Source organism: Bacillus sp. 3G2 (genome assembly GCF_044324725.1).
GTDB classification, from domain to species: Bacteria; Bacillota; Bacilli; order Bacillales; family Bacillaceae_G; genus Bacillus_A; species Bacillus_A mobilis.
In genome coordinates this window covers 2,972,991-2,996,508 of sequence record NZ_CP172246.1, presented here as the reverse complement: position 1 = coordinate 2,996,508, position 23,518 = coordinate 2,972,991, and the positions used below count along the sequence as shown (strand labels likewise).

Annotated in this window: 22 protein-coding genes and 1 pseudogene; 18 read left to right on the top strand and 5 right to left on the bottom strand. The window is 35.2% G+C overall.

Features of this window, described 5'->3' with window-relative positions:
• Nucleotide 1: 1 nt before the first annotated feature.
• From ACHZK0_RS15370 to ACHZK0_RS15345, 6 genes are all read left to right on the top strand, one after another.
• Entirely contained in the window at nucleotides 2–694 is a 693-nt protein-coding gene (locus ACHZK0_RS15370; RefSeq protein WP_262741238.1) for a LutC/YkgG family protein, read from the top strand.
• A gap of 40 nt (nucleotides 695–734) precedes the next feature.
• On the top strand, nucleotides 735–2,087 hold the full coding sequence (locus ACHZK0_RS15365; protein WP_395761726.1) for an MFS transporter: 1,353 nt from the start codon (nucleotides 735–737) through the stop codon (nucleotides 2,085–2,087).
• 570 nt (nucleotides 2,088–2,657) lie between these two features.
• Nucleotides 2,658–3,497, top strand: a complete 840-nt coding sequence (locus tag ACHZK0_RS15360) for a YitT family protein (protein ID WP_000747488.1) — start codon at nucleotides 2,658–2,660, stop codon at nucleotides 3,495–3,497.
• A gap of 153 nt (nucleotides 3,498–3,650) precedes the next feature.
• On the top strand, nucleotides 3,651–4,328 hold the full coding sequence (locus ACHZK0_RS15355; RefSeq protein WP_262741239.1) for a response regulator transcription factor: 678 nt from the start codon (nucleotides 3,651–3,653) through the stop codon (nucleotides 4,326–4,328).
• Nucleotide 4,329: 1 nt separating this feature from the next.
• The gene (locus ACHZK0_RS15350; protein WP_395760604.1) at nucleotides 4,330–5,706 is read left to right on the top strand and encodes a sensor histidine kinase; all 1,377 of its coding nucleotides are present in this window, start codon (nucleotides 4,330–4,332) and stop codon (nucleotides 5,704–5,706) included.
• 510 nt (nucleotides 5,707–6,216) lie between these two features.
• Nucleotides 6,217–6,720: a DinB family protein gene (locus ACHZK0_RS15345; protein WP_395760603.1), complete on the top strand. Its 504-nt coding sequence runs from the start codon at nucleotides 6,217–6,219 to the stop codon at nucleotides 6,718–6,720.
• A gap of 319 nt (nucleotides 6,721–7,039) precedes the next feature.
• Here ACHZK0_RS15345 and ACHZK0_RS15340 read toward each other — a convergent pair.
• Nucleotides 7,040–7,183 (bottom strand): annotated as a pseudogene (locus ACHZK0_RS15340) (MFS transporter); the annotation flags it as partial.
• Nucleotides 7,184–7,336: 153 nt separating this feature from the next.
• Here ACHZK0_RS15340 and ACHZK0_RS15335 point away from each other — a divergent pair.
• Entirely contained in the window at nucleotides 7,337–7,807 is a 471-nt protein-coding gene (locus ACHZK0_RS15335; protein WP_262741241.1) for a DinB family protein, read from the top strand.
• Between the two features lie 117 nt (nucleotides 7,808–7,924).
• Here the strand turns inward: ACHZK0_RS15335 and ACHZK0_RS15330 are convergent, their stop codons facing one another.
• Entirely contained in the window at nucleotides 7,925–9,184 is a 1,260-nt protein-coding gene (locus tag ACHZK0_RS15330) for an MFS transporter (RefSeq protein ID WP_395760602.1), read from the bottom strand.
• A 69-nt stretch (nucleotides 9,185–9,253) separates the two neighbouring features.
• Nucleotides 9,254–9,877 carry an ArsR/SmtB family transcription factor gene (locus ACHZK0_RS15325; RefSeq protein ID WP_395760601.1) on the bottom strand — a complete coding sequence of 208 codons (624 nt, stop codon included), beginning with the start codon at nucleotides 9,875–9,877 and terminating at the stop codon, nucleotides 9,254–9,256.
• A gap of 185 nt (nucleotides 9,878–10,062) precedes the next feature.
• Between ACHZK0_RS15325 and ACHZK0_RS15320 the strand changes: the two genes are divergently transcribed.
• A complete protein-coding gene (locus ACHZK0_RS15320; protein WP_270341691.1) occupies nucleotides 10,063–11,127 on the top strand; it encodes an ABC transporter permease in 1,065 nt (354 codons plus the stop codon).
• Entirely contained in the window at nucleotides 11,127–11,798 is a 672-nt protein-coding gene (locus ACHZK0_RS15315; protein ID WP_098586245.1) for an ABC transporter ATP-binding protein, read from the top strand. The genes ACHZK0_RS15320 and ACHZK0_RS15315 overlap by 1 nt, the downstream gene beginning before the upstream one ends.
• A gap of 49 nt (nucleotides 11,799–11,847) precedes the next feature.
• Here the strand turns inward: ACHZK0_RS15315 and ACHZK0_RS15310 are convergent, their stop codons facing one another.
• Both ACHZK0_RS15310 and ACHZK0_RS15305 read right to left on the bottom strand, forming a co-directional pair.
• Complete coding sequence (locus ACHZK0_RS15310; protein WP_262741246.1) at nucleotides 11,848–12,966, bottom strand: LPXTG cell wall anchor domain-containing protein; 1,119 nt, start codon at nucleotides 12,964–12,966, stop codon at nucleotides 11,848–11,850.
• Nucleotides 12,967–13,111: 145 nt separating this feature from the next.
• A complete protein-coding gene (locus ACHZK0_RS15305) occupies nucleotides 13,112–13,705 on the bottom strand; it encodes an ATP-binding protein (RefSeq protein WP_395761725.1) in 594 nt (197 codons plus the stop codon).
• Nucleotides 13,706–13,913: 208 nt separating this feature from the next.
• On the opposite strand from ACHZK0_RS15305, the gene ACHZK0_RS15300 reads away from it, so the two are divergent.
• The 9 genes from ACHZK0_RS15300 (at nucleotide 13,914) to ACHZK0_RS15260 (ending at nucleotide 23,435) form a co-directional block, all read left to right on the top strand.
• Nucleotides 13,914–14,828: a class I SAM-dependent methyltransferase gene (locus ACHZK0_RS15300; protein WP_395760600.1), complete on the top strand. Its 915-nt coding sequence runs from the start codon at nucleotides 13,914–13,916 to the stop codon at nucleotides 14,826–14,828.
• Nucleotides 14,829–14,990: 162 nt separating this feature from the next.
• Nucleotides 14,991–15,416, top strand: coding sequence for an ester cyclase (locus tag ACHZK0_RS15295; RefSeq protein ID WP_270606462.1), 426 nt, complete (start codon nucleotides 14,991–14,993; stop codon nucleotides 15,414–15,416).
• A gap of 171 nt (nucleotides 15,417–15,587) precedes the next feature.
• Nucleotides 15,588–16,382, top strand: a complete 795-nt coding sequence (locus tag ACHZK0_RS15290; RefSeq protein WP_395760599.1) for a MerR family transcriptional regulator — start codon at nucleotides 15,588–15,590, stop codon at nucleotides 16,380–16,382.
• Between the two features lie 109 nt (nucleotides 16,383–16,491).
• A complete protein-coding gene (locus tag ACHZK0_RS15285; protein WP_395760598.1) occupies nucleotides 16,492–17,316 on the top strand; it encodes a CPBP family intramembrane glutamic endopeptidase in 825 nt (274 codons plus the stop codon).
• A gap of 28 nt (nucleotides 17,317–17,344) precedes the next feature.
• Nucleotides 17,345–17,668, top strand: coding sequence for a hypothetical protein (locus ACHZK0_RS15280; RefSeq protein WP_395761724.1), 324 nt, complete (start codon nucleotides 17,345–17,347; stop codon nucleotides 17,666–17,668).
• Nucleotides 17,669–17,728: 60 nt separating this feature from the next.
• Nucleotides 17,729–18,841, top strand: coding sequence for an aminopeptidase (locus ACHZK0_RS15275; RefSeq protein ID WP_395760597.1), 1,113 nt, complete (start codon nucleotides 17,729–17,731; stop codon nucleotides 18,839–18,841).
• Nucleotides 18,842–19,216: 375 nt separating this feature from the next.
• The gene (locus ACHZK0_RS15270) at nucleotides 19,217–20,758 is read left to right on the top strand and encodes a serine hydrolase domain-containing protein (protein WP_395760596.1); all 1,542 of its coding nucleotides are present in this window, start codon (nucleotides 19,217–19,219) and stop codon (nucleotides 20,756–20,758) included.
• Between the two features lie 196 nt (nucleotides 20,759–20,954).
• Nucleotides 20,955–22,187, top strand: a complete 1,233-nt coding sequence (locus ACHZK0_RS15265; protein WP_395760595.1) for a DUF4073 domain-containing protein — start codon at nucleotides 20,955–20,957, stop codon at nucleotides 22,185–22,187.
• Nucleotides 22,188–22,439: 252 nt separating this feature from the next.
• Nucleotides 22,440–23,435: a D-cysteine desulfhydrase gene (locus ACHZK0_RS15260; RefSeq protein ID WP_395760594.1), complete on the top strand. Its 996-nt coding sequence runs from the start codon at nucleotides 22,440–22,442 to the stop codon at nucleotides 23,433–23,435.
• Nucleotides 23,436–23,518 lie beyond the last annotated feature (83 nt).

Sequence of the window (23,518 nt, the reverse complement as noted above, 5' to 3'; positions counted from 1 at the left end):
TATGAATACGGATGTACAACAATCTTTTTTAAACAATATCGCACGTAAACTAAACCGAGAACGTCGCTCGGGGGTCACTCCTCCTATGTGGAAAAACAATCCACTCAGACACTTTCCTAAAGAGATAGATCACGAAAGTTTAGTAGAGCAGTTTATTGCAAACCTGAATATTTTACATACAGAAGTAAGTCATATATACCGTTCAGAAATAGAGAGTGCACTTCAATATGTTCTACATAAATTTAATGTTCAATCTGCGGTGTATTGGGATGATGATAGATTACATCAGCTTGAAATAGGAAAATATTTAACAGGAAATTTCGTTTCTCATCGAATTTGGCAAAGTAAAGAAGGGGGAAGAGAACTACGGGATTATGCAGCTCAAGTGGACATGGGAATTACATATGCCGAAATGGGACTGGCTGAGACTGGAACAGTTGTTTTATGGAACGGTGGTGGACGCGGACGTTTAGTTAGCGTTTTGCCAGCAGTTTATGTAGCGATTCTCTCAGAACATACAATTTATAGACGTTTAACTGAAGGAGTAACTAGCATTCACGAACAAGTTTCGAATGGATTACCTGCCTGTATTAATTTTATCACTGGACCGAGCCGGACAGGTGATATTGAGATGGAATTAGCTTTTGGAGTTCACGGCCCCGGAAAGGTTCATGTCATTTTATTAAAGGATTAGAGAGAAAAACAAAAGAATACGAGGGGGAGTGGGGATTTTGATGAAGAATAAATTTCGTTATTATGTCTTTACAATGCTCACGTTTATTACGATGGTAAATTATATTGATCGAGGGGCTATCGCTTATGCGCAGTCTTTCATTATAAAAGAATATGGCTTTGACCCCAAGGAATGGGGCGCTATATTAGGGTATTTTGGTTATGGTTACATGATCGGTTCTTTATTAGGAGGTATTTTTTCAGATAAAAAAGGACCGAAATTTGTATGGATCGTAGCAGCAACCGCTTGGTCTATTTTTGAAATTGCGACCGCTTTTGCTGGAGAAATAGGGATTGCTATTTTTGGAGGGTCTGCTTTAATAGGATTTGCTATCTTCCGCGTTTTATTTGGCTTAACAGAAGGGCCATCTTTCGCGGTTTCGAATAAGACAGCAGCAAACTGGGCAGCTCCAAAAGAAAGAGCTTTTCTAACATCCCTTGGTTTTGTTGGTGTTCCGTTAGGTGCAGTATTAACGGCGCCTGTAGCGGTTCTGTTGCTCTCTTTCACTAGCTGGAAAGTAATGTTTTTTATCCTCGGTACAATTGGGATCGTATGGGCGATTATTTGGTATTTTACATTTACGAATATGCCCGAGGATCATCCACGAGTGACAAAAAAAGAACTAGCTGAAATACGAAGTACAGAAGGTGTACTTCAATCCATAAAGGCAGAGAAAGAAATTCAAAAAGAGCCATGGTACTCCTTTTTTAAAGTTCCGACATTCGTTATGGTTACGATAGCATATTTTTGCTTCCAATATATCAATTTTTTAATATTAACTTGGACACCGAAATATTTGCAAGATGTATTCCATTTTCAATTATCCTCCCTTTGGTATCTTGGGATGATTCCTTGGCTTGGGGCTTGTATCACATTGCCGTTAGGGGCGAAGCTATCTGATCGTATTTTACGTAAAACAGGGAATCTTCGTTTAGCTCGAACAGGGTTACCAATTATTGCTTTATTACTTACAGCGGTTTGTTTTAGCTTGATTCCCGCGATGGACAATTATGTAGCTGTATTAGCGCTTATGTCGCTTGGAAACGCCTTTGCCTTTTTACCGAGTTCATTATTTTGGGCGATTATTGTCGATACGGCTCCTGCATACTCAGGAACATATAGTGGAATTATGCATTTCATCGCTAATATCGCGACAATCTTAGCCCCGACTTTAACTGGATATTTAGTTGTAAGTTATGGTTATCCTTCTATGTTTATCGTAGCTGCCATTTTGGCCGCTATTGCAATGGGGGCAATGTTATTTGTGAAACCAGGGCAGCAAACGAAGAATGAAAGCTTATTTAACTGGAGTAATAAGAAGGGATTAGAGGAACCTCGTGCTAATTTTGAATGAGTAATGAAGTGAACTCGAATAGTGGCATATGAAAAGACTCCTGAATTTGCATACTAAGTATGCGAATTCAATGGAGTTTTTTGTTTGAAGAAAAAAGTAGAAAGTGAAATGATCAATGAAACAAAAAGCATATGAATGAATCTTTTTTTCGAATATACATGAAAAAAGTGCGAGGAGACAGAATGTAGAATTCAATTAAGAGGATATCAGTGATAGTAATCAATACTGAGGTATAAGCGGGGATAAAATGACATATGAATCTCTATGATCACACGCTTGATGCGAAGTTTATTCTATAGCTTCGCCTATTTGCTTTGTATTCAAATTTTGCGCGAGTGAGAGTGTTTATATTCATTTTTTAGGCTGAATGGCTCGTGAAATCAAAACTTTATTTGTAGTACATAATAAATACAGTTGTTTTACTTTTTAATGGCATGTGGATGTAGGATGAAGTTGACTTATTACCCTATATTAAAATAAAAATAAACCACTGTTCGATTTGAATATTCCACGATATAATGGTGAGAGTTTATGACAGAATAAATATTTACATAAGAAGTGAGGTACTGTATGAAAAAAAGAACGACAGACATTATTTTTATTATTATCGGTGCATTTCTTTTTGCGTTAGGTGTCAATTTGTTTGTTATCCCGAACGAGTTTGGTGAGGGTGGAGTAACTGGTATCACGATTATTACGTATTATTTATTTGAATGGTCACCAGGCTTAGTTAACTTAATTTTAAATGCGATTTTGTTAATAGCTGGTTATAAATTTTTAAATAAGATTACAACAATTTATACGATTATCGCTGTAGTTACGAACTCGCTATTTCTTCATTTGACAGAAGGCTGGACGATTGCTTCGGATGAAATGCTCGTAAATGCCATTTTCGGAGGAATATTTATCGGGTGCGGGATTGGTCTTATTATTCGCGTTGGCGGAACAACTGCAGGTACAACCATCTTAGCAAGGATGACACATAAATATTTAGGATGGAGCATTAGCTACGGTCTACTGTTCTTCGATTTAATCGTTGCGTTTTCATCTTATTTCATTATTGGTGCAGAAAAACTGATGATAACAATTATTATGCTATATGTAGCAACGAAAGTGATGGAGTTTGTAATTGAAGGTTTAAATCCGAAGAAGGCTATTACGATTATTTCTGATAACCCGAATGAAATTGCTGGGAAGGTCACTACGTTAATGGGCAGAGGGGTTACGGTGTACTCAGGTCATGGCTATTACACGAAAACTCCGAAGGAAATTCTTTATGTTGTTATTAATAAGCAAGAAGTAGTGAAGCTAAAACGGATTGTTCAAACTACGGATCCAGCTGCGTTCATCGCTATACACGATGTTCGTGACGTATTTGGAGAAGGATTTGTTGATATTTCTAAAGCTTAGAACTTATTTTTCATTAAAATAATCTTAATACTAAAACGTAAGAATCTATTTTGAATAATCTTTTTTCAAAATAGATTCTTTTTCTTTTTCTTGCAAAAAAACCAATTGTTTCTTAATGTAAGAAATGTAGAAGGATGAACAAGAGAGGGTTTAATGAAGATGATACATATTTTATTAGCTGATGATGATAAGCATATTAGAGAGTTGTTACATTACCATTTACAAAAAGAGGGGTTTAAAGTTTTTGAAGCAGAAGATGGAAAGATAGCGCAAGGCGTATTAGAGAAAGAGAATATTCACCTTGCGATAGTGGACATTATGATGCCGTTTGTTGATGGCTATACGTTATGTGAGGAAATCCGGAAGTATCATGATATACCGGTTATTTTATTAACTGCGAAAGATCAGTTAGTTGATAAAGAAAAAGGATTCATTTCTGGTACGGACGATTATATTGTAAAACCATTTGAGCCAGCTGAAGTCATTTTCCGTATGAAAGCATTACTGCGTCGTTATCAAATGCTGAGTGCTGATATTATTACACTGCACGGTACAACAATTGACCGAAAAGGCTTTGAAGTGAAGTGTAACGGTCAAACGATTCTGCTTCCATTAAAGGAATTTGAATTGTTATCACAACTGGCTAGTTATCCGGGAAGAACATTTTCAAGAGAAGAATTAATTGAATTAGTATGGGGAATGGATTTTGAAGGAGATGAACGAACAGTTGACGTTCATGTGAAGAGGCTACGAGATCGTTTCTCAAAACGAACGGATGATTTTCAAATTACGACAGTACGCGGACTCGGTTATAAGTTGGAGTTGAAATAAAATGAAATCACTTTACTCTAGATTTGTTTTTATGACGGTTGGAATCATGCTACTTAGTAGTATTATCGGTTTTTTATTAACAAATGTGTACTATCAAGTGAAGTTAAAACCGTATAACAGTGAAAAGATTTTAATGTATGCGGAAGAGGTAAAATCGTTATATGAAAAGCAAAGTGAAGAAAACAAAGACGCGTACTTACAGTCTATTGCGAAATTAGGATATGAAATTTACATTGTAGATGACAAAAAGAATGGAAAGCGTATCGGTAATGCGTTTCGTAAAACGTCAATTAGTGATGATACCGTTCATAAAGTATTGCAAGGGGAAACGTTTAACGGCGTTTCCACATATCCAACGCGCCTCTTTATTACAGGGTTTTTCGATAATGAATTAATAAATAGTGTCGGTGTACCAGTGCAACACAGTGATAAACAGTACGCTTTATTCATTCGCCCTGACATTCAGAACCAATTTGGCGAGATGAGAATTTTTCTAGCGGTATTACTCGGTTTCATCGTTGTATTAAGTATTATTTTTATAGCGATTGCAGCAGGTTATATCGTTCGTCCGATTCGCACATTTACGAAAGCGACGCAAAAGATTGCAAATGGTGAATATGATATCGAATTAGATGAAAATCGAAAAGATGAAATTGGTACATTGGCAACTAATTTTCAAAAGATGACGAAAAGTATTAAAGAATTAGATGAGATGAGACAAGAATTTGTTTCTAACGTTTCTCACGAATTCCAATCGCCGCTTTCTTCCATTCAAGGGTTCTCAAAAACGTTACAGTCAGAAGAGATAAGTGTGGAAGAAAGAAACCATTACTTACAAATTATTGAGGGCGAAAGTAAGCGAATGTCTAGTTTATGTAAACAGTTACTTACGCTAGCTTCACTAGATAAAGAAGAGAAAGTATTACAAATAAAAGAATTCAATTTGCAGAAGCAAATTAAAGACGTCATTTTTATGCTCGAATGGAAATGGCGTGAAAAAGATATCGCCGTTGAATTTGATGTGCCGGATATTACAATACAAGGTGATGAAAACTTACTTCATCAAGTATGGAGTAACATCTTTACGAATAGCATTAAGTTTTCAAACGACGGCGGAACGATTGAATTTGTTGTAGAAGAATTAGAATCAAGTGTGATGATCTCTATATCAGACAACGGAATCGGTATGGAAAGAGAAGAAATGGACCGTATATTTGATCGTTTTTACAAAGTAGATACAGCTAGGGCAAGAAACGTAGAAGGCAGCGGTTTAGGGTTATCGATTGTACAGAAGATTGTGGAACTGCATCAGGGGAACGTTTCAGTGTATAGCATGAAAGGGGAAGGGACTACTGTTCAGGTGGAGCTTCCGAAATAGATGGAAGAGGCTGTTTGGAAACAGCCTCTTCTTTTTTGTCATTTTGTTTTGGGAGATCGCTGATATATTTTCGCTTATCCCGCTTTAATGGGCAGTAAGACCCCCACCTCAAAATTCAGCGGAAGCAAAGAAGTTAGGTGGGGGATCAACTGCCCATAAAAGTCCGATTGGTGAGGGCTAATAATCAGTGGGGGATGAAGAAAACCCCCACTGATTAAAGTTTCACTTTATGTGTAAAGTGACAAAAAGTTGTTTGAAAAAATGCGAGTCATTCTATTCCGTAATCGGGCCATATTCTTGAATAACAATTTGTGATTAATTTGGATATCGATGTGAATAAATAGGGGTTGTGAAGGAATGTACTTATGGTAACAAGTCAGATTAGTTTAGGAAGGAATATTATAAATAAAATGGAATAATAAATTGAACAACGGAGTTTATAGATAAATTATGTAACTAGGCATCAATTGTTTCAATACGAAAAAACTATTAGAAATGAGGGATTTTTAGATGACACACCCCGCATTAATAATGTACAAATACCACGTATGGGCAAATGGAGTGATAATTGATCGTTTAAAAGAACTACCACAGGACATTTATCATAAGGAAATTCAGAGTGGTTTTTCTTCGGTATCAAAGGTGTTGTCGCACATTTACCTTACAGATTACGCATGGTTTGACATTATCTTAGGTAAAAGTATGAATGAAGCAATGATGTCTACAAACCAATTGAGAGAACAGGTGGAAACGAAAAATATTGAGGAAATGAAAAAAATATTTCAAGACTTATCCGAACGAAACAAAGCCCTTTTAAACAGTCAAGAAGATATTGATAAGGTGATAGTGGTGAACAACCCATATGCTGGGTTGCTTGAAACTTCTATTTCTGAATCAGTACTTCACGTTGTCACCCATGGTTCTTATCATCGTGGCAATATAGCTACCATGTTGCGGCAAATGGGGCAAACCTCCGTTATGCAAGATTTTGGACTTTACCTATATTCAAAATAAAACAGAGTTACTCAAGCGCAAATCTCCTTTAAATGGTTCCGTTTTTAAACCGGTGCGTTAGTCAAAAGGAAACAGGAAGCAATCAAAATCATCATCTTGGTTTTCCACAAATGGGCGCTATTGTTGAATAAAACTTAGATGTTCAAACGACTTTATTGTTATATTTTTTAGTGTAGTAAAGTATCTTACATACAAAATGAAACAACTATATTTTTAACCCCGTTCTAAATTTAGAACGGGGTTATGCTTGTTTGAGCTTTTTAAATTAAATAATTTTATCATAACTAAACATTACGTATTAGATAATATTTTCTTTCTGCTATAAAGCCGTGCCTTTCTCGCGCTCTACTTTAAACCGTGCTCCAAAAGTATCCGCTGTAATTTCATCAGCTTTCGGTAATGATCGTAATTTCGGGTGAAGTAGTCATTTAAGAAAACTGAATAAAATCCCGATGTTTCGTAAGTAAAAAAATATTTGAAAAATGTGAGTCCTACTATGCTACAATTGGACTAATTTGTGGCATAAGATTAGCAGGGAGTTTAATTGAAAATGTAGAATCTCTACAGAGTTATAAGGATTGTATTAAAACTTGAACCGTGTAGGGAGGAAATTACTTTGAAACGAATTGATTTGTTATTAAACGTACTAGATTCAACATTCGATAAAGAGAGTTGGTATGCACCGTTTAAACATGCTATAGAAGGACTTACAGCCGAACAGGCTATGTGGAAACCATCTGGTGAGGAAACGAATACCATTTGGGAGAACGTTAATCATCTCATTTATTACAAAGAGAGGCTTGCTGCAAACTTGGAAGGCCGTGAATGGACACACAACCTTGACGGTAATGACACCTTTTATCTTACTAAGCAATCTAATGATGATACGGAATGGAAGGAAGTCGTTGAACGTTCTGAAAATGCCCAGTGTAATTTAAGGCAGGTATTAAGCGTGATTTCTGAAAAAGAGCTTGAACAAAATTCACTTGAGGAGAAATTACTGGACATCATGCTTCATGATGCTTATCATACAGGCCAAATTATTCAATTAAGGAAAATGCAGGGGTCTTGGCCATCAAATCGTTAATTGAACGTTTTAGTTGGTGCTATTGTTATATTTTTAGTGAAGGGTTTTTCATTCAAAATTAAATAACTACAAACATAACCCCGTTCTATATTTAGAAAGAGGTTATGTTTGTTTCTGCTATAAAGCCGCACCTTTCCCACTCTCTACTTTAAACCGAACCCCAAAAGTATCCGCTGTAATTTCATCAGCTTTCGGCAATGCTCGTAATTTCGGATGAAGTAGCCATACGAGAGAAATAAATAAAATCCCGATGCTAGCGAGCGCGAAAATGAGTTGACTACTGAATACATTTGCGGAGTATCCACCAATTAAAGAACCGAACGGCATAGCAATTGTGCCCATACTTCGCATGACTGAATTGATGCGCCCGATATATTGATTTGGGATTACAATTTGACTAATTGTCGCAAATAATATGTTCGTGGCACCAATTGGAATCCAAGCTAGGCCGAATAAGAGAATAGACAACCACTGAAACGGTACGATCGTAGAGAGAAACCAAAAGATAGCGCCAGTCGCAAAGCCAATAATAGAGACACGGCCAACATTACGTTTACCAACCCATGAACTGAATAATGCACCGATGAGACTACCTGCTGATATAGCAGCTAAGAAGAACCCGTATGATTTCACGCCTCCTAAAGAATCAGCGAAAGAAGGGAGTATAGCCATCGTCATACCGATTGAAAAATTAGCGACTACTGAACCGATTAAGAATACGCCCATTAATGAACGGAAGACGATCGAAAAACCTTTTTTTAAATCAGTGAAATATTGTTTAGTTGATAGCGATGTATTGGTTTCTGCTTGCTTTGGCATTTTTAATGAAAAGAACAAAAGGGCAGTAATCGCGAATGTAAAGGAGTCGATTACATATAAAGTAATTGCGCCAAATAGTGCCACTAATATTCCAGAAAACGTCGTACAAATCAAATCAATTCCTTGATACGCAAATGAGAAGAGTGAATTTCCTATTAATAGTTGTGTTTTATGCAGTAGAAGTGGTAAAGCTTTTGATTGTGCGGGATAGGCGAATTGTTCGATAAAGGCTACGATAGGCATGATGATAAGTAGTAGTTGGACTGTTAGTAGGTCGAAGTAGTGTGTAATGGGAATGATTAAAATAAGAATGCATTGCAAAACTTGTGTGATGACGAGGGTGTTTTTGATTGAACATCTATCAACGAATGGACCAGTAAGAAATTGTAGTGCAGAAGGTAATAATGTAAGGAAACCAGCTAACCCAGAATAAAAGGGATTACCACTTAATTTGTATACGAGCCACATCGCTGCTACATAATACAAGCTATCTCCTATGTTTGTAAAAATTCTCCCTAAAAACAATAAGAGGAAATTCCGGTTTTTCAATATGTCCATTTAATCTACTCCTTTATAAAAATTTTATTCGGTAAAATAAATTTGACCGTTGGTGTAAAAAAAATCGTATTACGATTTTTCTTCTTTTTTAACAAATCGCTGCATTGCTCGTTCGTCGATTTGAAGTGCAGTAGTAGAAATGTAATAAGATTTACTATTTGGATCATTATCCGCATCTTTTGTAATCTCGTTTAATTCACCCATCAATTCATAAAACTTTTTCACCCACACTTGAAATTGTTCGGGCGTAGCATCAAATTCCCAGCAAGATGAAACATAATTCCATTCAGCTGGGTCTTCACTTACTTTTCGTAATGTAAAAGCTTCTTCTGGTGCAGCGAGAATATGGCTTTTCGTCATTTCTGTCATTTGTAAAAAGATTTGGCGACCTGATTCGCTTAACATTTCTAAATGAGGCAATAGATCTGCGGCAGGGGTGAAGCCTTTAGCAACAGATTGATAAAACTTTTGAATGATACCATTCTTTTCTTCTGTATAAACAATTTCTATAAAACCATTCTTTTCTAATTCTTTTAAATGATAATGAATTTTAGCCCTTGAAATGCCGAATTTCTCAGATAGTAATTGTCCTGTATAAGGACGTTCGCATAGACGCATCATCATTTCGACACGTAGTGGATCGCTTATTGCTTTTAGTTGGCTATAAGTAGTGAGTGTTAACATGGGCTTCAAAATGATCGACTCCTTAAATGAAATTACTCGGTCAAGATTATTTGACTGAATTGTATCAAGGATTTTAGTTATTTTCAATACTTTCTGAAAATTAAATCTTCCCCTCTGTAATCTTCTGTTCATATTCCGTTCATATTTCTTTTTTATGATAAGTGCATAGAAAGTAAGAGGAAGGAGCGAGCGAAATGTTTTTAGCTCTGCGTGAATTAAAACAATCAAAATTAAGATACGGATTAATCGGACTGATTATGGTGTTATTATCATTTTTAGTTCTTGTTATTTCAGGATTAGCAAATGGACTATCATATGATAATGCTTCATCGATTCAAAATATGGAGGCAAATAAGTTCGTTTTAGCGGATGATGCGGAAAATAAATTACTTCGTTCACAAATTAAGAAAGATGATGTAGATAACGTAGTAAATCAAGCAGGCGAGAAAGAGGCAGTTCCGTTTCGTGTGAAAGTTTCAACGTATGAAAAGAAAGATAGTTCGAAAAAAGTTGATGTCGCTATTTTCTCAAGTGAACGTGATTCATTTTTAGAACCGAAAATTGTAAAAGGCGAGAAATTAGGTACAGCAAATAACGAAATGGTTGCTGATGAATCAATTAAAGAAAAAGGAATCGATATTGGAGATACAATTATCGACCCTGTTTCAAAGAAAGAATTTACAATCGTTGGATTTACGAAAGACCAAATGTTTAGCCATACACCAGTCGTTTATGTAAATGAAGACGTATGGGGCGCTATTTCACAACCAAACCAAAAAGATTATAGTGCAATTGCACTGAATACAGATAAAGAAATTAAAAATGCACATGTTATCGACAAAAAAGAAGTACTGCAAAGTATTCCAGGATTTAAAGAAGAGCAAGGAACATTAACGATGATCATTGCATTCTTACTTGTTATCGCTGCGTTACTAATCGGTGTATTCTTCTACGTTATTACACTGCAAAAAACACAGCAATTAGGTGTATTAAAAGCAATCGGTACGAAGAATTCTTATTTAGCAAATAGCTTAGTCGTGCAGGCGTTATTCTTATCAGTCGTTGCGATGGTAATTAGTATTGTCCTTGTACAAGGATTAGAACAAATTTTACCAGCGGGTATGCCGTTCTTATTAACAACACCGATGATTGCACAATATGCAGCAATCTTTATCGTAATTAGTATTTTAGGAACACTTATTTCGTTATACCAAGTATTAAAAGTTGATGCATTAGAAGCAATTGGAGGCGGGATGTAATGACTTCATTATTGAAATTAGACAAAGTAAGTAAAGTGTACGGAGAAGGGAATACGGAAGTAACAGCCCTTCATCCGATGTCGCTTGATGTGAAAGCTGGGGAGTTTATCGGAATCGTCGGTCCTTCTGGATCAGGAAAAAGTACGTTATTATCAATCGCGGGTGCATTATTATCACCTTCAAAAGGGGATATTTACATTCGTGAGAAAAATATTACGAAGTTATCGGAAAAGGAAATGACAGACATTCGTTTGAAAAAAATCGGCTTCATTTTCCAATTCGCAAATCTTGTTCCATATTTAAATGTAAAAGAACAATTACTTTACATTGCAAAGCTAAAAAAAGACAATAAACAAGAATCAGAAAAGCGTGCGGATCATTTATTAGCGGCATTTGGATTAGGCGAAAGAAAAAAACACTATCCAAATCAATTATCTGGTGGGGAAAAACAAAGGGTAGCAATTGCTCGTGCGTTTATGAACAACCCAGACTTAATATTAGCAGATGAACCAACGGCAAGCTTAGACTCAAAACGTGCACGTGAAGTCGTGGAAATGATGAAACGTGAAGTGAAAGAAAGTCAAAAAGCAGCAATTATGATTACGCATGATGAAAGAATGCTTGATGTATGTGATCGTATATTGACACTTCGAGATGGGAAGTTAATATAAAGAAAAAAGACAATCGCACAAGTGTGCGGTTGTCTTTTGTATAAGTGCTTTATTTTGAGAATAATGTTTTAATTTTATTACGCGTAAGTAATAAAACGCCGCCTAATACAGATAACATACCTAAAGCCATATCGTTTGATTGCTCACTACCAGCGTTAGGGAGTTCTCTAGCATTATTGTTTGTGTTTGTAGTACCAGTCTTTGTTTCAGTTTGTTTTGATTGAGATACTTCATTAATTTTGTTATCTACATTTTGCTTCGTTGTATGTACCTCAGCTAATTTGTCTTCAATTTTTTTCTCAGTATGTTTAAAGTCGTTAATTTTAATATCTAAGTCTTGTTTTTTCTTTGTTAAATCATCTGAAACAGTTTGTTTCGATTGTTTTATCTCGTTAATTTTATTTAGTAATTCTTCTCTAGCTTTTTGTAATTCAGCAAGTTTGTTTTTTACATCTTGTTTAGCTAGTTCTAAGTTAGCGGAAAGACTATCTAAATTGCCTTTAATTTTCTTAAGTTCTTCTAACGTGTTACCAGTATTCGGCTTATTTTCTTTTAGCTCAGCAAGTTTGTCCTCAGCAGTTTGTTTCGCTTTCTTTAACTCAGCTAATTTTTCATCTACTTGTTTTTTAACTTCCTTAAGTTCAGTAACCTTTTGATCGATGTTTTCTTTATGTTGCTTAATTTCATTCACTTTTTCATCGACAGTTTGTTTATGTTCTTTAATCTCATTCACTTTGTTATCGATATTTTGCTTATGTTCTTTAACTTCAGCAACTTTGTCTTCTACTTGTTTTTTATGCTCTTTCATTTCAGCGATTTTATCTTCGGCAATTTGTTTGTCTTGCTGAAGTTTTGCATCTAACTCTTCTTTACGTTGTTTCATTTCGTTAATTTTTTCATCAGCAACTTGTTTACGCTCATGTAGTTCATTAACCTTTGTATCAACATTTTCCTTAACTTGGTTAAGTTCATTCAATGTTTGATCCACGTTTTCTTTGTGCTGCTGCAATTTCGCATCTAACTCTTGTCTATGTTGCTTAATTTCAGCTAATCGATCTCCCGTACTTTGCTGAGGAGTAGCATCAGTTACTTCCGCATGAGCAGAGTTTGCGCCAGCAATCATTGCTAAAGCTAGTGTAGACGCAGCAATTGTTTGTTTTGTTTTCATATTTTTGTACCTCTTTCCTATGAATGCACTCTATTGTGTAAAATTGAGCATATAATAATAGATTATTACATCATTATATACCATGTACGATGTCTAGAGGAAGTATTTGCATAATAATCTATCATTATGTAATTCTCATAGTCTCCTATTTTGGAGTAGGGGACAAATCTTTAACAAGATGCACAATTTCTTCTATAGTAAAGTTTATATCCTTGCTATTGCGAATAACAAACAAATAATCAGCCTCGTTTTCTATAGGATCTACTACATCTTCTTGTAGTGATTCAGACTGTTGTCGATCGAGTACTTCTTTGAAACTAGAATAACTGCCTCTAAAAATATTCGTACTTCGCGTGCTTCGAGCTACTCTTTCGTAAAGTACATCATCTGGAATATCAAAATGAACGAGTATGCGTACATAGTCTTCTTTTGGAAACAATTCATTTAGCAAATACATCCGGCCATTTCGGCTTCTATTTGAGTTGCAAATAATAAGGTGTAAATTTGTATGTTCTTTTGCATAATCAACAATGAATTTCGAAAGGCCGTGTTTAAATGTATTAGCGCCTTCAGCCGGCTGTAATTTTTCATAATGCGTGTTAATAAATCCAGCTTGGTTATCTTGATCCATAACGAAAGAGTGGGGTAACTCTTTTTCTAAAGCTTTTGCAAATGTAGTTTTACCGCTGTGTGTTTTTCCTACCGTAATAATGACGAATCGTTTCATATTGGCCTCCATGTTTGTTGTTATAATTTGGTACATTCTGTGCGAATCGATAATTTTCCTGCTAGAGAATATACAAAGTGACGGAGTGATAGTAGGCTGGAAACTTGACAAAAAAACTTATTTATGCTATAATTTACCAATATAAAAATAAAGTGTATAATAGGGTTCTCCTGGCCAGGGGAACCCTATTTTTGTTGTGAAAATGAAGGAGTGTATGTGCATGAAAAAAGGTGAAGCAAGTGTAACGTCGCTAGTATCAGCTTTCGGAAGGGCGTATCATAGTGAATTTGATCTTCCTAAAATTTTTGATGATTATGTAGCTAAAGATTTCATTTCACAAAAAGAACGTAACGATATTGAAACGAATATGGTTCAAGGGATCCATTTTTTCAATACAGACATTGCAGAGAAGTTTCAAGATAATCCACAAGAAATATTAAAATGGATTACACAAATTCAATTATCACCAACACCTTTGGCACGCGCGGCATATTGTGAAAGAGTATTACTACATGAAATTATATTAGGCGCAAAACAATACGTCATACTCGGTGCCGGCGTAGACACATTTAGTTTTAGACACCGAGAGTTAGAAAATGAAATAGAAATATTTGAAGTGGATCATCCTTCTACACAAGCGTTTAAAATACAAAGAGTGAAAGAAGCAGAGTATGAAATGCCAAGCAATCTTCATTTTGTTTCGATGGATTTTACTAAAGATTTCTCGAAGCAAAAATTAGTAAATGAAGGATTTGAAAATAAAAAGACTTTCTTTAGCCTATTAGGTGTTACGTACTATTTAACGAAAGAAGAGCTTTCTAGTTTAATAGAATGCTTATTCGAGATGGTTCCAGAGGGGAGTTCTATCGTTTTTGATTATCCGGATGAAAACTTATTTACGGAAAAAGGACTGTCCAATCGAGTTGAAAATATGGTGAAAATGGCTGCGGTGGGCGGAGAACCGATGAAAGCGTGTTTTTCTTATACCGAAATGGAAGCACTGTTAGAGAAGGCGGGCTTACTCATTTATGAGCACTTATCACCAGAGGATATTCATACATTATATTTTGAAGGACGAAACGATTATTTAGAAGCTTTTGAGACGGTGCATTACGTGCATGCGGTGAAGAAGTAGAGGATCATTATTGTGAATTTTTAGTGTAATCAATCGAGATTTCTTAAGAAAGAAGAGATTTTTTCATTTTTATTGTACACATGAATCAGTTTACTTTAATAGGTAGATTAAAATACACTATGATATGATTAGTATTGGATTTCTTAATAAGGGGGTTTTTAAATGACGCCAGAACAAATTGTTAGAGAATTTTTTGAAGAAGTACGTTCAGGGAAGAATCCTGATTATTCAAATCAGTTGATGGCAGAAAAAGTATTGGCACATCAAATTGTATCTGAAGAAGAACAAACAGTTTGCAGAACACCTGAAGATTATGCTGAACATGTAAGAGAGATGATTGAAGTATACGGTAATTTTTCTTTAGAAATTCAAGAGTTTTTAGTACAAGGAAGTAAAGTATATGTACGTTGGAAACAAGTAGGTATGCATGTAGGAGAAATCGATGGATATGAACCTACAGGACTTCCAATCATTGAAATAGCAAGTGCAGTGTATAGAGTAGAAGATGGAAAAATTGCAGAGTATTGGATTCAAATTGATAGGTTAGGAATTCAAAACCAATTAGAGCGCAATAAAAATATTCAGTAGTTAACTTTTAAAGCTATAAGTAGGCATGGGGAGAAATCTCTGTGTCTTTTTTTATGAAAAATAAGAGAGTGAGTTGGTGTAAGTGAAAGGTTATTGGAAGGGGAATTCGCTGGTTTAAAGAATATGTAGTATGAATGTAAAAGTCAAGTAGCAATGATAAAGGAGAACGTGATGTACACAATTGGACAAGTTGCTAAATTTTTAGATGTATCTAGAGATACTTTGAAGTTTTATGAGGAAAAAGATTTGGTCAAGCCACAGCAAAATATTGAGAATGGATATAGAAAATATAATCATTTTGATATATATGATATTACAACGGTCAATTTCTATAGGGAAATGGATATCGAAATAAAAAAAATTCAGGAATTAAGAAAAAGTAAGAGTATAGAGGGAATAAAATCATTGTTAGAAGAGAAAGAACAAGAAGTTTTAGAGGAGATAGAATATAAAAAACTTCTTTTAAAAAAGCTTCAAATTGTAAAAGAAAATTGCGAAAAAACAACGCAATTCTTAGGGAAATACGTAGTAAAAGAAATGAAGCCATTAGAAGTAAACGGAGAAATAGAGCATTTTACTGCGTATGATGAATATGAATCTTTGAAAAAGAATACGGATAGTTTAAAAAAAGCAGTTACTTTAACATCTTTACGAAGAGTTATAAGTTTTAATAAAGAAGGTATTATAGAAGATAAATTTATAATTGTAAGAAAAGTAGAAGACTTTGATAAAGGATTAGAAGGGGAAATTCTATCGCATCCAAAATGTATTTATACAGTTATTGAAGATGGAAGATGGGCAACTGGTGGGAAAAGTATTGATCATAATGTGGAATCCAGTTTAAGAAAAGCAGCAATAGAACAAGGCTATGAGCTTTTGGGGCTAGTGTATATAAACATATTACTTACCACGTATGAAGATGAACTTGAGCGTATATTTTTAGAAATATATGCACCTGTAAAATAATGCAGACATGTATTGACCTGTGAGTAACCCCCAGGTTTAAGCTGAGAGTATCTGTAAATATAAATACTATTATGTTTACGAAATACTTAGTTTGAAATGGGGATTGTGCATGAATAGGGAAAAGAAACTAAAAAAACCAGTAGCGAGTTTTATTGTACTAACCAATATCATTTTTCTACCAATTTTTTTGCTTGTAGGTGCTATAAGTATACTAGGATTCCCAGCATGGGTTTTTGATGTAGTGTTTTGTATATCGTCTTGGTCCTCAACTTTTGCTTTTGCCGTGCTATTTAAGAAAATCTATCCGGGGCAGAGCTTGATACAGTTTGTAAAAGAGAAATTCAAGAATAAACTTAAATTTTCTGTGATTATTACTACAATTATGATTCAAGTCTTCATATTTTTGATAATTTTATTTCTCGTATCTAAAAATAGTAAAGTAGACTCTATTTTTACTGTCTCTTCATGGGGAATGCTAATCTATTTCTTTGTTAAAAACTTTCTTGCGGGGCCATTGGGAGAAGAACTAGGATGGAGAGGCTTTGCACAAATTGAACTTCAAAAGAAGTATTCACCATTAAAAGCTTCGCTAATTATTGGTTTTTGGTGGGGAATGTGGCACCTACCTATTTGGTTTACTACAGGATTTGTAGGAGTTGATTTATTCAAATATATATTATTTTTTATGATTTCTATCATATCCATTAAAATCGTCATGACTGCATTTTATAATTTAAATCAAAATTTAACCATTCCAATCATTATCCATCAATTCTTTAATTTCTTTATTGGTATCATAAACGGAAACTTAATCGATCTAATCATGTATAATGCGATTTTTTATTTAGTAGTTGCAGCTGTTTTAATTGTTGTGAACCCAAAGAGAGTTCTGTATGGAGCGGAAGATATAAATAGCAGGAATGGAAAGTATTAAGTACATTGCTATCGGAAGGCGGGGAATGATGAAGAATTATATAGGGGTAGCCGCTGCCATAAGTATCTTTATCCTTTCAATTGTTTTTCTATATTTTAATCCGTATAACGATCAAGTACTTGATAAGGAAGTATATATCACTGTATTTTTCATGTTCTTACTTCCTTCTTTTCTAGCAGTAATTGCGGCAGTTGTTAGGAAAAAAACTTTTATGATTGCTTGCTGCATTTGGATGTTGCCAGGAACTCTTTATTTAGGTGTAGCGGCGATACCTAGTTTATGGAATACATACGTTATATTTTTCATAATGTATTGTTTAGCTATTGTTTGGACGGAGAGGAGAAATGCTTAAAGAAAGTAGTTCTCTATTTTTATTAATATATTGAAATGGTAGTGAAGGGACGAAGGTGTAATGAAGCGAAAACTATCGGAATTAGCGGATATACTAGTCAACCATTCTACGAAAGTGCAACCTGGTGATCAAGTGTTGATCCAAAGTGTTACAGAGATAGACCCCGCAGTCGTTCGTGAAATTATTAAGTCAGTGGAAAAAGCAGGTGGATATGCGCATGTATCAATGCGTGATGTGTCTGTTACGAGGCAATTAATTGTATCGGGATCTGAAGAACAATTTAAGTTATTGGCAGATTGGGAGTGTTATCGATTAAGTAAGATGCAAGTGTATATTAATCTCCGTAGTCCTAGAAATGCATATGAATTAACAGATGTACCATCAGAAAAAATGAAGTTATATCAAAAGACATTTGGAAAAGCGCATAGTGAAGCAGTGTATAAAACGAGATGGGTGACAACTCGCATTCCGAATGCGGCTTCTGCGCAAGAAGCAAATATGAGCACGGAGGCTTATAAAAAATTCTACTATGATGTATGTACGCTAGATTACAATAAAATGTCAAAAGCAATGGAGCCATTAAAAGAATTAATGGAAAAGACGAAACGAGTGAGGATTATTGGAGAAGGAACGGATTTGGAATTTTCCATTGAAGGGATAGGTGTTTTAAAGGGGGATGGTACGGATAATATCCCGGATGGTGAAATATATACAGCACCTGTCAAAGATTCAGTGAATGGCGTAATAACATGTAACACAGTATCTGTTCAACAAGGTTATGCGTTTCAAAATATAAAGTTACATATGAAGCATGGGAAAATAATAGAGGCATATGCCAATGATACAGAGCGAATAAATCGAATTCTTGATACGGATGAGGGAGCAAGATATATAGGAGAATTTGCACTAGCGTTTAATCCCTACATATTACACCCGATGAATAATACGTTATTTGATGAAAAAATAAATGGTAGTTATCATATAGCAATTGGAGATTCGTTACAAGGCGCAGATAACGGGAATACATCAGCGATACATTGGGATTTAGTAAACATTCAAAGACAAGAGTATGGCGGTGGTGAAATTTGGTTTGATGATGTATTGATAAGAAAAGATGGGCGTTTTATTTTACAAGAGTTATTTGGATTAAATGAAGAAAATTTGAAAAGGTAAAAACTACGTTTATGTAAGTAGGTTACATAAAATAATCAATCTTTTTCATGGGAATTTAAGGAAGACGAAAGAACCCCACACATTTTAATCAAAATGTGTGGGGTTCTTTTTTTTTTATAAAATAAACATTTGTAGTGTGGAATATATCTAATTAACCAAACTAGTATTGTAGGGACATTAACTGAAACTATAAATATAACTGCATGTCTATCCTTTTTATGAATCTAATTGCCCGTGGATAAAGGACAATAATAGTAGAACTTTGATTTTCATTACAATTTTGTAAGGTTAAGTAATAAAAATCGATAGAATGGGATATTAGAATGGGATACTCTGATTGGTGGGTAGAATATTCTGAAAAAAGGGGTAGAGCAAATGAAGAATAGGCAAAAAGCGTCGATAATATGCAAAAGTATTTTATGTTTAATGATTTGTATATTCATTACGAATGAAGCATGGTTTACAAATGTGGCGAGGGCAGAATCGGGCACGTTGACTGATAGAAGTATAGAGGATTTCAAAAAAAAGCTGGATGAACAGGTACCAAAATGGCAGGAGAATTATGAGGTACCAGGGGTTGCAATAGGGATTGTACATGAGGGGCGTATTACTTATACACTTAATTACGGTTATGTAGACAAAAAGACAAAAAAAGCGGTGAGTGATGATACATTGTTTCAAGCTGGTTCCATATCTAAAAACCTTACAGCGTGGGGAATCCTACATCTTGTAGATGAAGGTCGTTTATCACTAGATGATCCCGCTGAAAAATATCTGACCAAATGGAAAATACCTAATTCAGAGTTTCATAATAATGAAGTCACAATAAGAAGATTGTTAAGCCATACAGCAGGGCTGTCTGCACATAAAGGATACCTCGGGGTTGCACCAGGAAAACATCTTAATTCTATCGAGGAGTCTCTGTCTGGAAAAGGATGGCTTAATGAACCAGTGGAGGTTACCAATAAACCAGGTTCAGAAACAATATACTCTGGTGGCGGATATACAATTTTACAACTTGTAATGGAAGAGGTTACCGGAATACCGTTTGATCGTTATATGGAAGAACAAATTATGAAACCTTTAGGAATGAAATCTAGTTCATTCTTACAACGTCCTGAAAACCATAACTTGTCGAAAGCTTATGGATATTTTGGAGAGGAGCTCCCTAGTTATCAATTTACCGAACAGGCTGCTGCAGGTCTTAAGACAAATGTTACCGATATGATGACATTGATACTTGCAAGCATGGATGCAAATAATAAAGGGAATGGTGTCATCAAAAGTGAACGTGTTACGGAAATGCAAAAGCCGGTATTAGGGGAAAATGGTTTAGGTATATTTGAAAAAAAACTATCTAATCAATGGAAATTAATTTATCACTCTGGTGACAATCGAGGGTGGCATTCTTTTTATGGTTTCATTCCTAATACAAAGGATGGATTGGTAATCCTTACGAATAGTGAAGGTGGTATAGACCTGCGACAGGATATTTACCACGCATGGATTGAATATGAAACGGGAAAATTACCTGAAAGTTACTTCTCTCTAGCTGAGCAGAGAAAAAACAACTCTATTACATCAATTGTTATTGGAGCCACACTTGGTTTATATTTGCTGCTATTTGTAATTAGATTGTACAAAGGTAGAAGAACTTTCATTTTTAAGCAAGAAAAGAAACCTTACATAAGATTAGTAGTTAGGGTATTTTTACTTAGTATTACTGCTATCCTCGTTTTTTGTGCTGCCTACTTGTGGAGAGTTTTCAGCTTGAATTCCGGTAATACAATAAATTTTATTCTAATAATGGTATGGATTATAACATTATTAATTAGTGGATTTTTCCCGAAAATTAGAAGTAATAAAAAACAACGTATGAAAATAAAAGATTTAACATCAAAATTTACACGTATGTAATATAAAAGGCTAGAAAGCTAGATTGGCGTGAATCGCTAATTGTGGTTTGCAAAAAACGACAAAATCTCTTAAAAAACACTTAACTTTTAACTCCATCTATCTTTACAATCCCTCCTTATAATGTGAATTGGACAAGCACCTAAGAGAAAGCAGAGCATGTCAGTTTGTACATTCTATTATTAAGGGGAGAATTTGTATGAAAAAGACAGTTGCTTCGTTAGCAGTTATGGCGGCATTATTGCCGACGTTTTCAGCACATGCGGAAGGGAAAGAGCAAGTTCGAAAATCAGCTACAACTTTTAATGTTATTAGTGATATTCAAGGGGATTTAGGAGACTTTGATCATGTGTTAAAAGATATGAACAAAGTGATGCCACTTTCTAGAGCACTTATTATGAATGGGGATATAACGTCAACTGGACAACAGTCACAATATGATGATGTGAAGCGTGTGCTAAACAAAAATAAGCATCCAGAGAATGTATGGTCAACTGTGGGGAATCATGAGTTTTATGCTGGTAAATGGACAGCTGATGGGAAGCTCTCTCAAAGTACATGGCCAAATGGTGTAACGGAAGAAACGTTATTCAACCGCTACTTACAATTTAGCGGGCAAGAAAAGGTATATCATAAAAAAGAATTAGACGGTTATCCGCTTTTATTTTTAGGAACTGAAAAATATATGAAATACCACGATTCAAAAATGTGGGATGAAGTATTTATGAGTGATGATCAACTAGGTTGGTTAAAACAAAATTTAGAAGACTACAGTCAAAAAGATAAAAATAAGCCAATCTTCATTTTCTCTCATCACGTTTTACCTGATACAGTATCTGGATCGAGGCAATCACCGTACTTACAAGATTATTTAAACATCGATAAGTTGTACGATATATTAAAAGACTATCCGCAAGTTGTTTTCTTCACGAGTCACACGCATTGGGATTTAAACTTACCAGATTGGGCTGGTAAAAAGAAAATTGCAGGCGGAGATAAAAAAGGATTTACTGTAGTAAATACAGGCGGAATTGAAACGGGCTGGATGTCAGCCGGACCAAATGGCGGAGAGAAGACTGCTCCTGATGGTTATTCATTTAAACAAGGGCTACAAGTGAAAGCATATGGTAACGATGTAATTGTAACAGCTTACGACTATAAACGTGATAAGGATATAAAGAAGCTATTAATTAGTGATGCGAAGGTCGCACAAATGGCACCAAATGTAACCGCTGATGATAGTAAAAATATAATCGTCGGTGCAACGGAGTATATGGAGTACTCTATAGAAGGAACGAGTGAGTGGAATACGTATAATCTAGGGAATCCACCAAAATTTGATGGGGATAAAATTGTATATGTACGACATAAAGGAGAAATGAATTTAGAACCAGGATTAACGCAGCTACTTCGATTTTCGGCAAATAAGTGATTGGTAAGAGCCTACTTTTGAATGAGTGGGCTCTTTTTGTTTTGTCACTTTTTGTTGGTAAGTCGATATATTTGAAAAATCGCCGATATAAATTTCATGTACCGTAATGAATTTTATATCCTTAATGCAATTTCATGCACCAAAACCGAATTCCAATACATTTTTCCCCCAGAAAGATGACTTCATCATTTTTACATGTAATAATAGTATCGTTACATACATTGTGAAAGAAGTACAAAAGGAGCGTTATTCATGAATTTAGCTAAATTCCCGAGAAAAAAATATACAGAGTCATATACACCAATTGAAAAATTAAACAATTTTTCTGAGACACTTGGTGGGCCGACTATTTATTTTAAACGAGATGATTTACTTGGTTTAACAGCAGGCGGTAATAAGACAAGAAAGTTAGAGTTTCTAGTCGCGGATGCACAGGCAAAAGGTGCAGATACGTTAATTACAGCAGGTGGTATTCAGTCAAACCATTGCCGTCTAACGCTTGCAGCTGCGGTAAAAGAAAAAATGAAATGTATTCTTGTATTAGAGGAAGGGCTTGAGCCAGAAGAGAAGCCAGACTTTAACGGAAACTATTTCTTATATCATTTACTAGGTGCTGAAAATGTAATTGTTGTACCAAACGGAGCAGATCTTATGGAAGAGATGCATAAAGTAGCGAAAGAAGTTAGTGAAAAAGGTAATACACCATATGTAATACCAGTTGGTGGATCAAATCCTACTGGTGCAATGGGATACGTTGCTTGTGCGCAAGAAATTATGGCACAATCATTTGACCAAGGAATTGATTTCAGTACAGTTGTTTGCGTAAGCGGTAGTGCTGGTATGCACGCTGGTTTAATTACTGGTTTTGCTGGAACACAAAGTCACATTCCTGTAATCGGAATCAACGTAAGTAGAGGAAAAGCAGAACAAGAAGAGAAAGTAGCAAAACTTGTAGAGGAAACTTCAGCTCACGTTGGTATTCCGAACTTTATCCCTCGTGAAGCTGTTACATGCTTTGATGAATATGTAGGACCAGGTTACGCGTTACCAACGCCAGAAATGGTGGAAGCAGTTCAATTGCTTGCGAAAACAGAAGGTATTTTACTGGATCCAGTGTATACAGGTAAAGCAGTAGCGGGACTAATCGACTTAATTAAAAAAGGTACATTTAATAAAGAAGACAACATTTTATTCGTACATTCAGGTGGCTCACCAGCTTTATATGCGAATACATCTTTATTTGCGTAAGTGTAAAAAAGCATTGGGTATCCAATGCTTTTTTGTTATATAATGGAATTATTAGGGGTGAGGGGGGAAGTATATGAGTTCAA

Bases quoted from the DNA above. Each gene is read 5' to 3' on its own strand.
- ACHZK0_RS15330 (WP_395760602.1), bottom strand. From the start codon at position 9,184: ATGGACATATTGAAAAACCGGAATTTCCTCTTATTGTTTTTAGGGAGA.
- ACHZK0_RS15355 (WP_262741239.1), top strand. From the start codon at position 3,651: ATGAAGATGATACATATTTTATTAGCTGATGATGATAAGCATATTAGA.
- ACHZK0_RS15360 (WP_000747488.1), top strand. From the start codon at position 2,658: ATGAAAAAAAGAACGACAGACATTATTTTTATTATTATCGGTGCATTT.
- ACHZK0_RS15315 (WP_098586245.1), top strand. From the start codon at position 11,127: ATGACTTCATTATTGAAATTAGACAAAGTAAGTAAAGTGTACGGAGAA.
- ACHZK0_RS15365 (WP_395761726.1), top strand. From the start codon at position 735: ATGAAGAATAAATTTCGTTATTATGTCTTTACAATGCTCACGTTTATT.
- ACHZK0_RS15310 (WP_262741246.1), bottom strand. From the start codon at position 12,966: ATGAAAACAAAACAAACAATTGCTGCGTCTACACTAGCTTTAGCAATG.
- ACHZK0_RS15285 (WP_395760598.1), top strand. From the start codon at position 16,492: ATGAATAGGGAAAAGAAACTAAAAAAACCAGTAGCGAGTTTTATTGTA.
- ACHZK0_RS15370 (WP_262741238.1), top strand. From the start codon at position 2: ATGAATACGGATGTACAACAATCTTTTTTAAACAATATCGCACGTAAA.
- ACHZK0_RS15320 (WP_270341691.1), top strand. From the start codon at position 10,063: ATGTTTTTAGCTCTGCGTGAATTAAAACAATCAAAATTAAGATACGGA.
- ACHZK0_RS15300 (WP_395760600.1), top strand. From the start codon at position 13,914: ATGAAAAAAGGTGAAGCAAGTGTAACGTCGCTAGTATCAGCTTTCGGA.
- ACHZK0_RS15260 (WP_395760594.1), top strand. From the start codon at position 22,440: ATGAATTTAGCTAAATTCCCGAGAAAAAAATATACAGAGTCATATACA.
- ACHZK0_RS15345 (WP_395760603.1), top strand. From the start codon at position 6,217: ATGACACACCCCGCATTAATAATGTACAAATACCACGTATGGGCAAAT.
- ACHZK0_RS15350 (WP_395760604.1), top strand. From the start codon at position 4,330: ATGAAATCACTTTACTCTAGATTTGTTTTTATGACGGTTGGAATCATG.
- ACHZK0_RS15305 (WP_395761725.1), bottom strand. From the start codon at position 13,705: ATGGAGGCCAATATGAAACGATTCGTCATTATTACGGTAGGAAAAACA.
- ACHZK0_RS15295 (WP_270606462.1), top strand. From the start codon at position 14,991: ATGACGCCAGAACAAATTGTTAGAGAATTTTTTGAAGAAGTACGTTCA.
- ACHZK0_RS15290 (WP_395760599.1), top strand. From the start codon at position 15,588: ATGTACACAATTGGACAAGTTGCTAAATTTTTAGATGTATCTAGAGAT.
- ACHZK0_RS15280 (WP_395761724.1), top strand. From the start codon at position 17,345: ATGAAGAATTATATAGGGGTAGCCGCTGCCATAAGTATCTTTATCCTT.
- ACHZK0_RS15270 (WP_395760596.1), top strand. From the start codon at position 19,217: ATGAAGAATAGGCAAAAAGCGTCGATAATATGCAAAAGTATTTTATGT.
- ACHZK0_RS15275 (WP_395760597.1), top strand. From the start codon at position 17,729: ATGAAGCGAAAACTATCGGAATTAGCGGATATACTAGTCAACCATTCT.
- ACHZK0_RS15265 (WP_395760595.1), top strand. From the start codon at position 20,955: ATGAAAAAGACAGTTGCTTCGTTAGCAGTTATGGCGGCATTATTGCCG.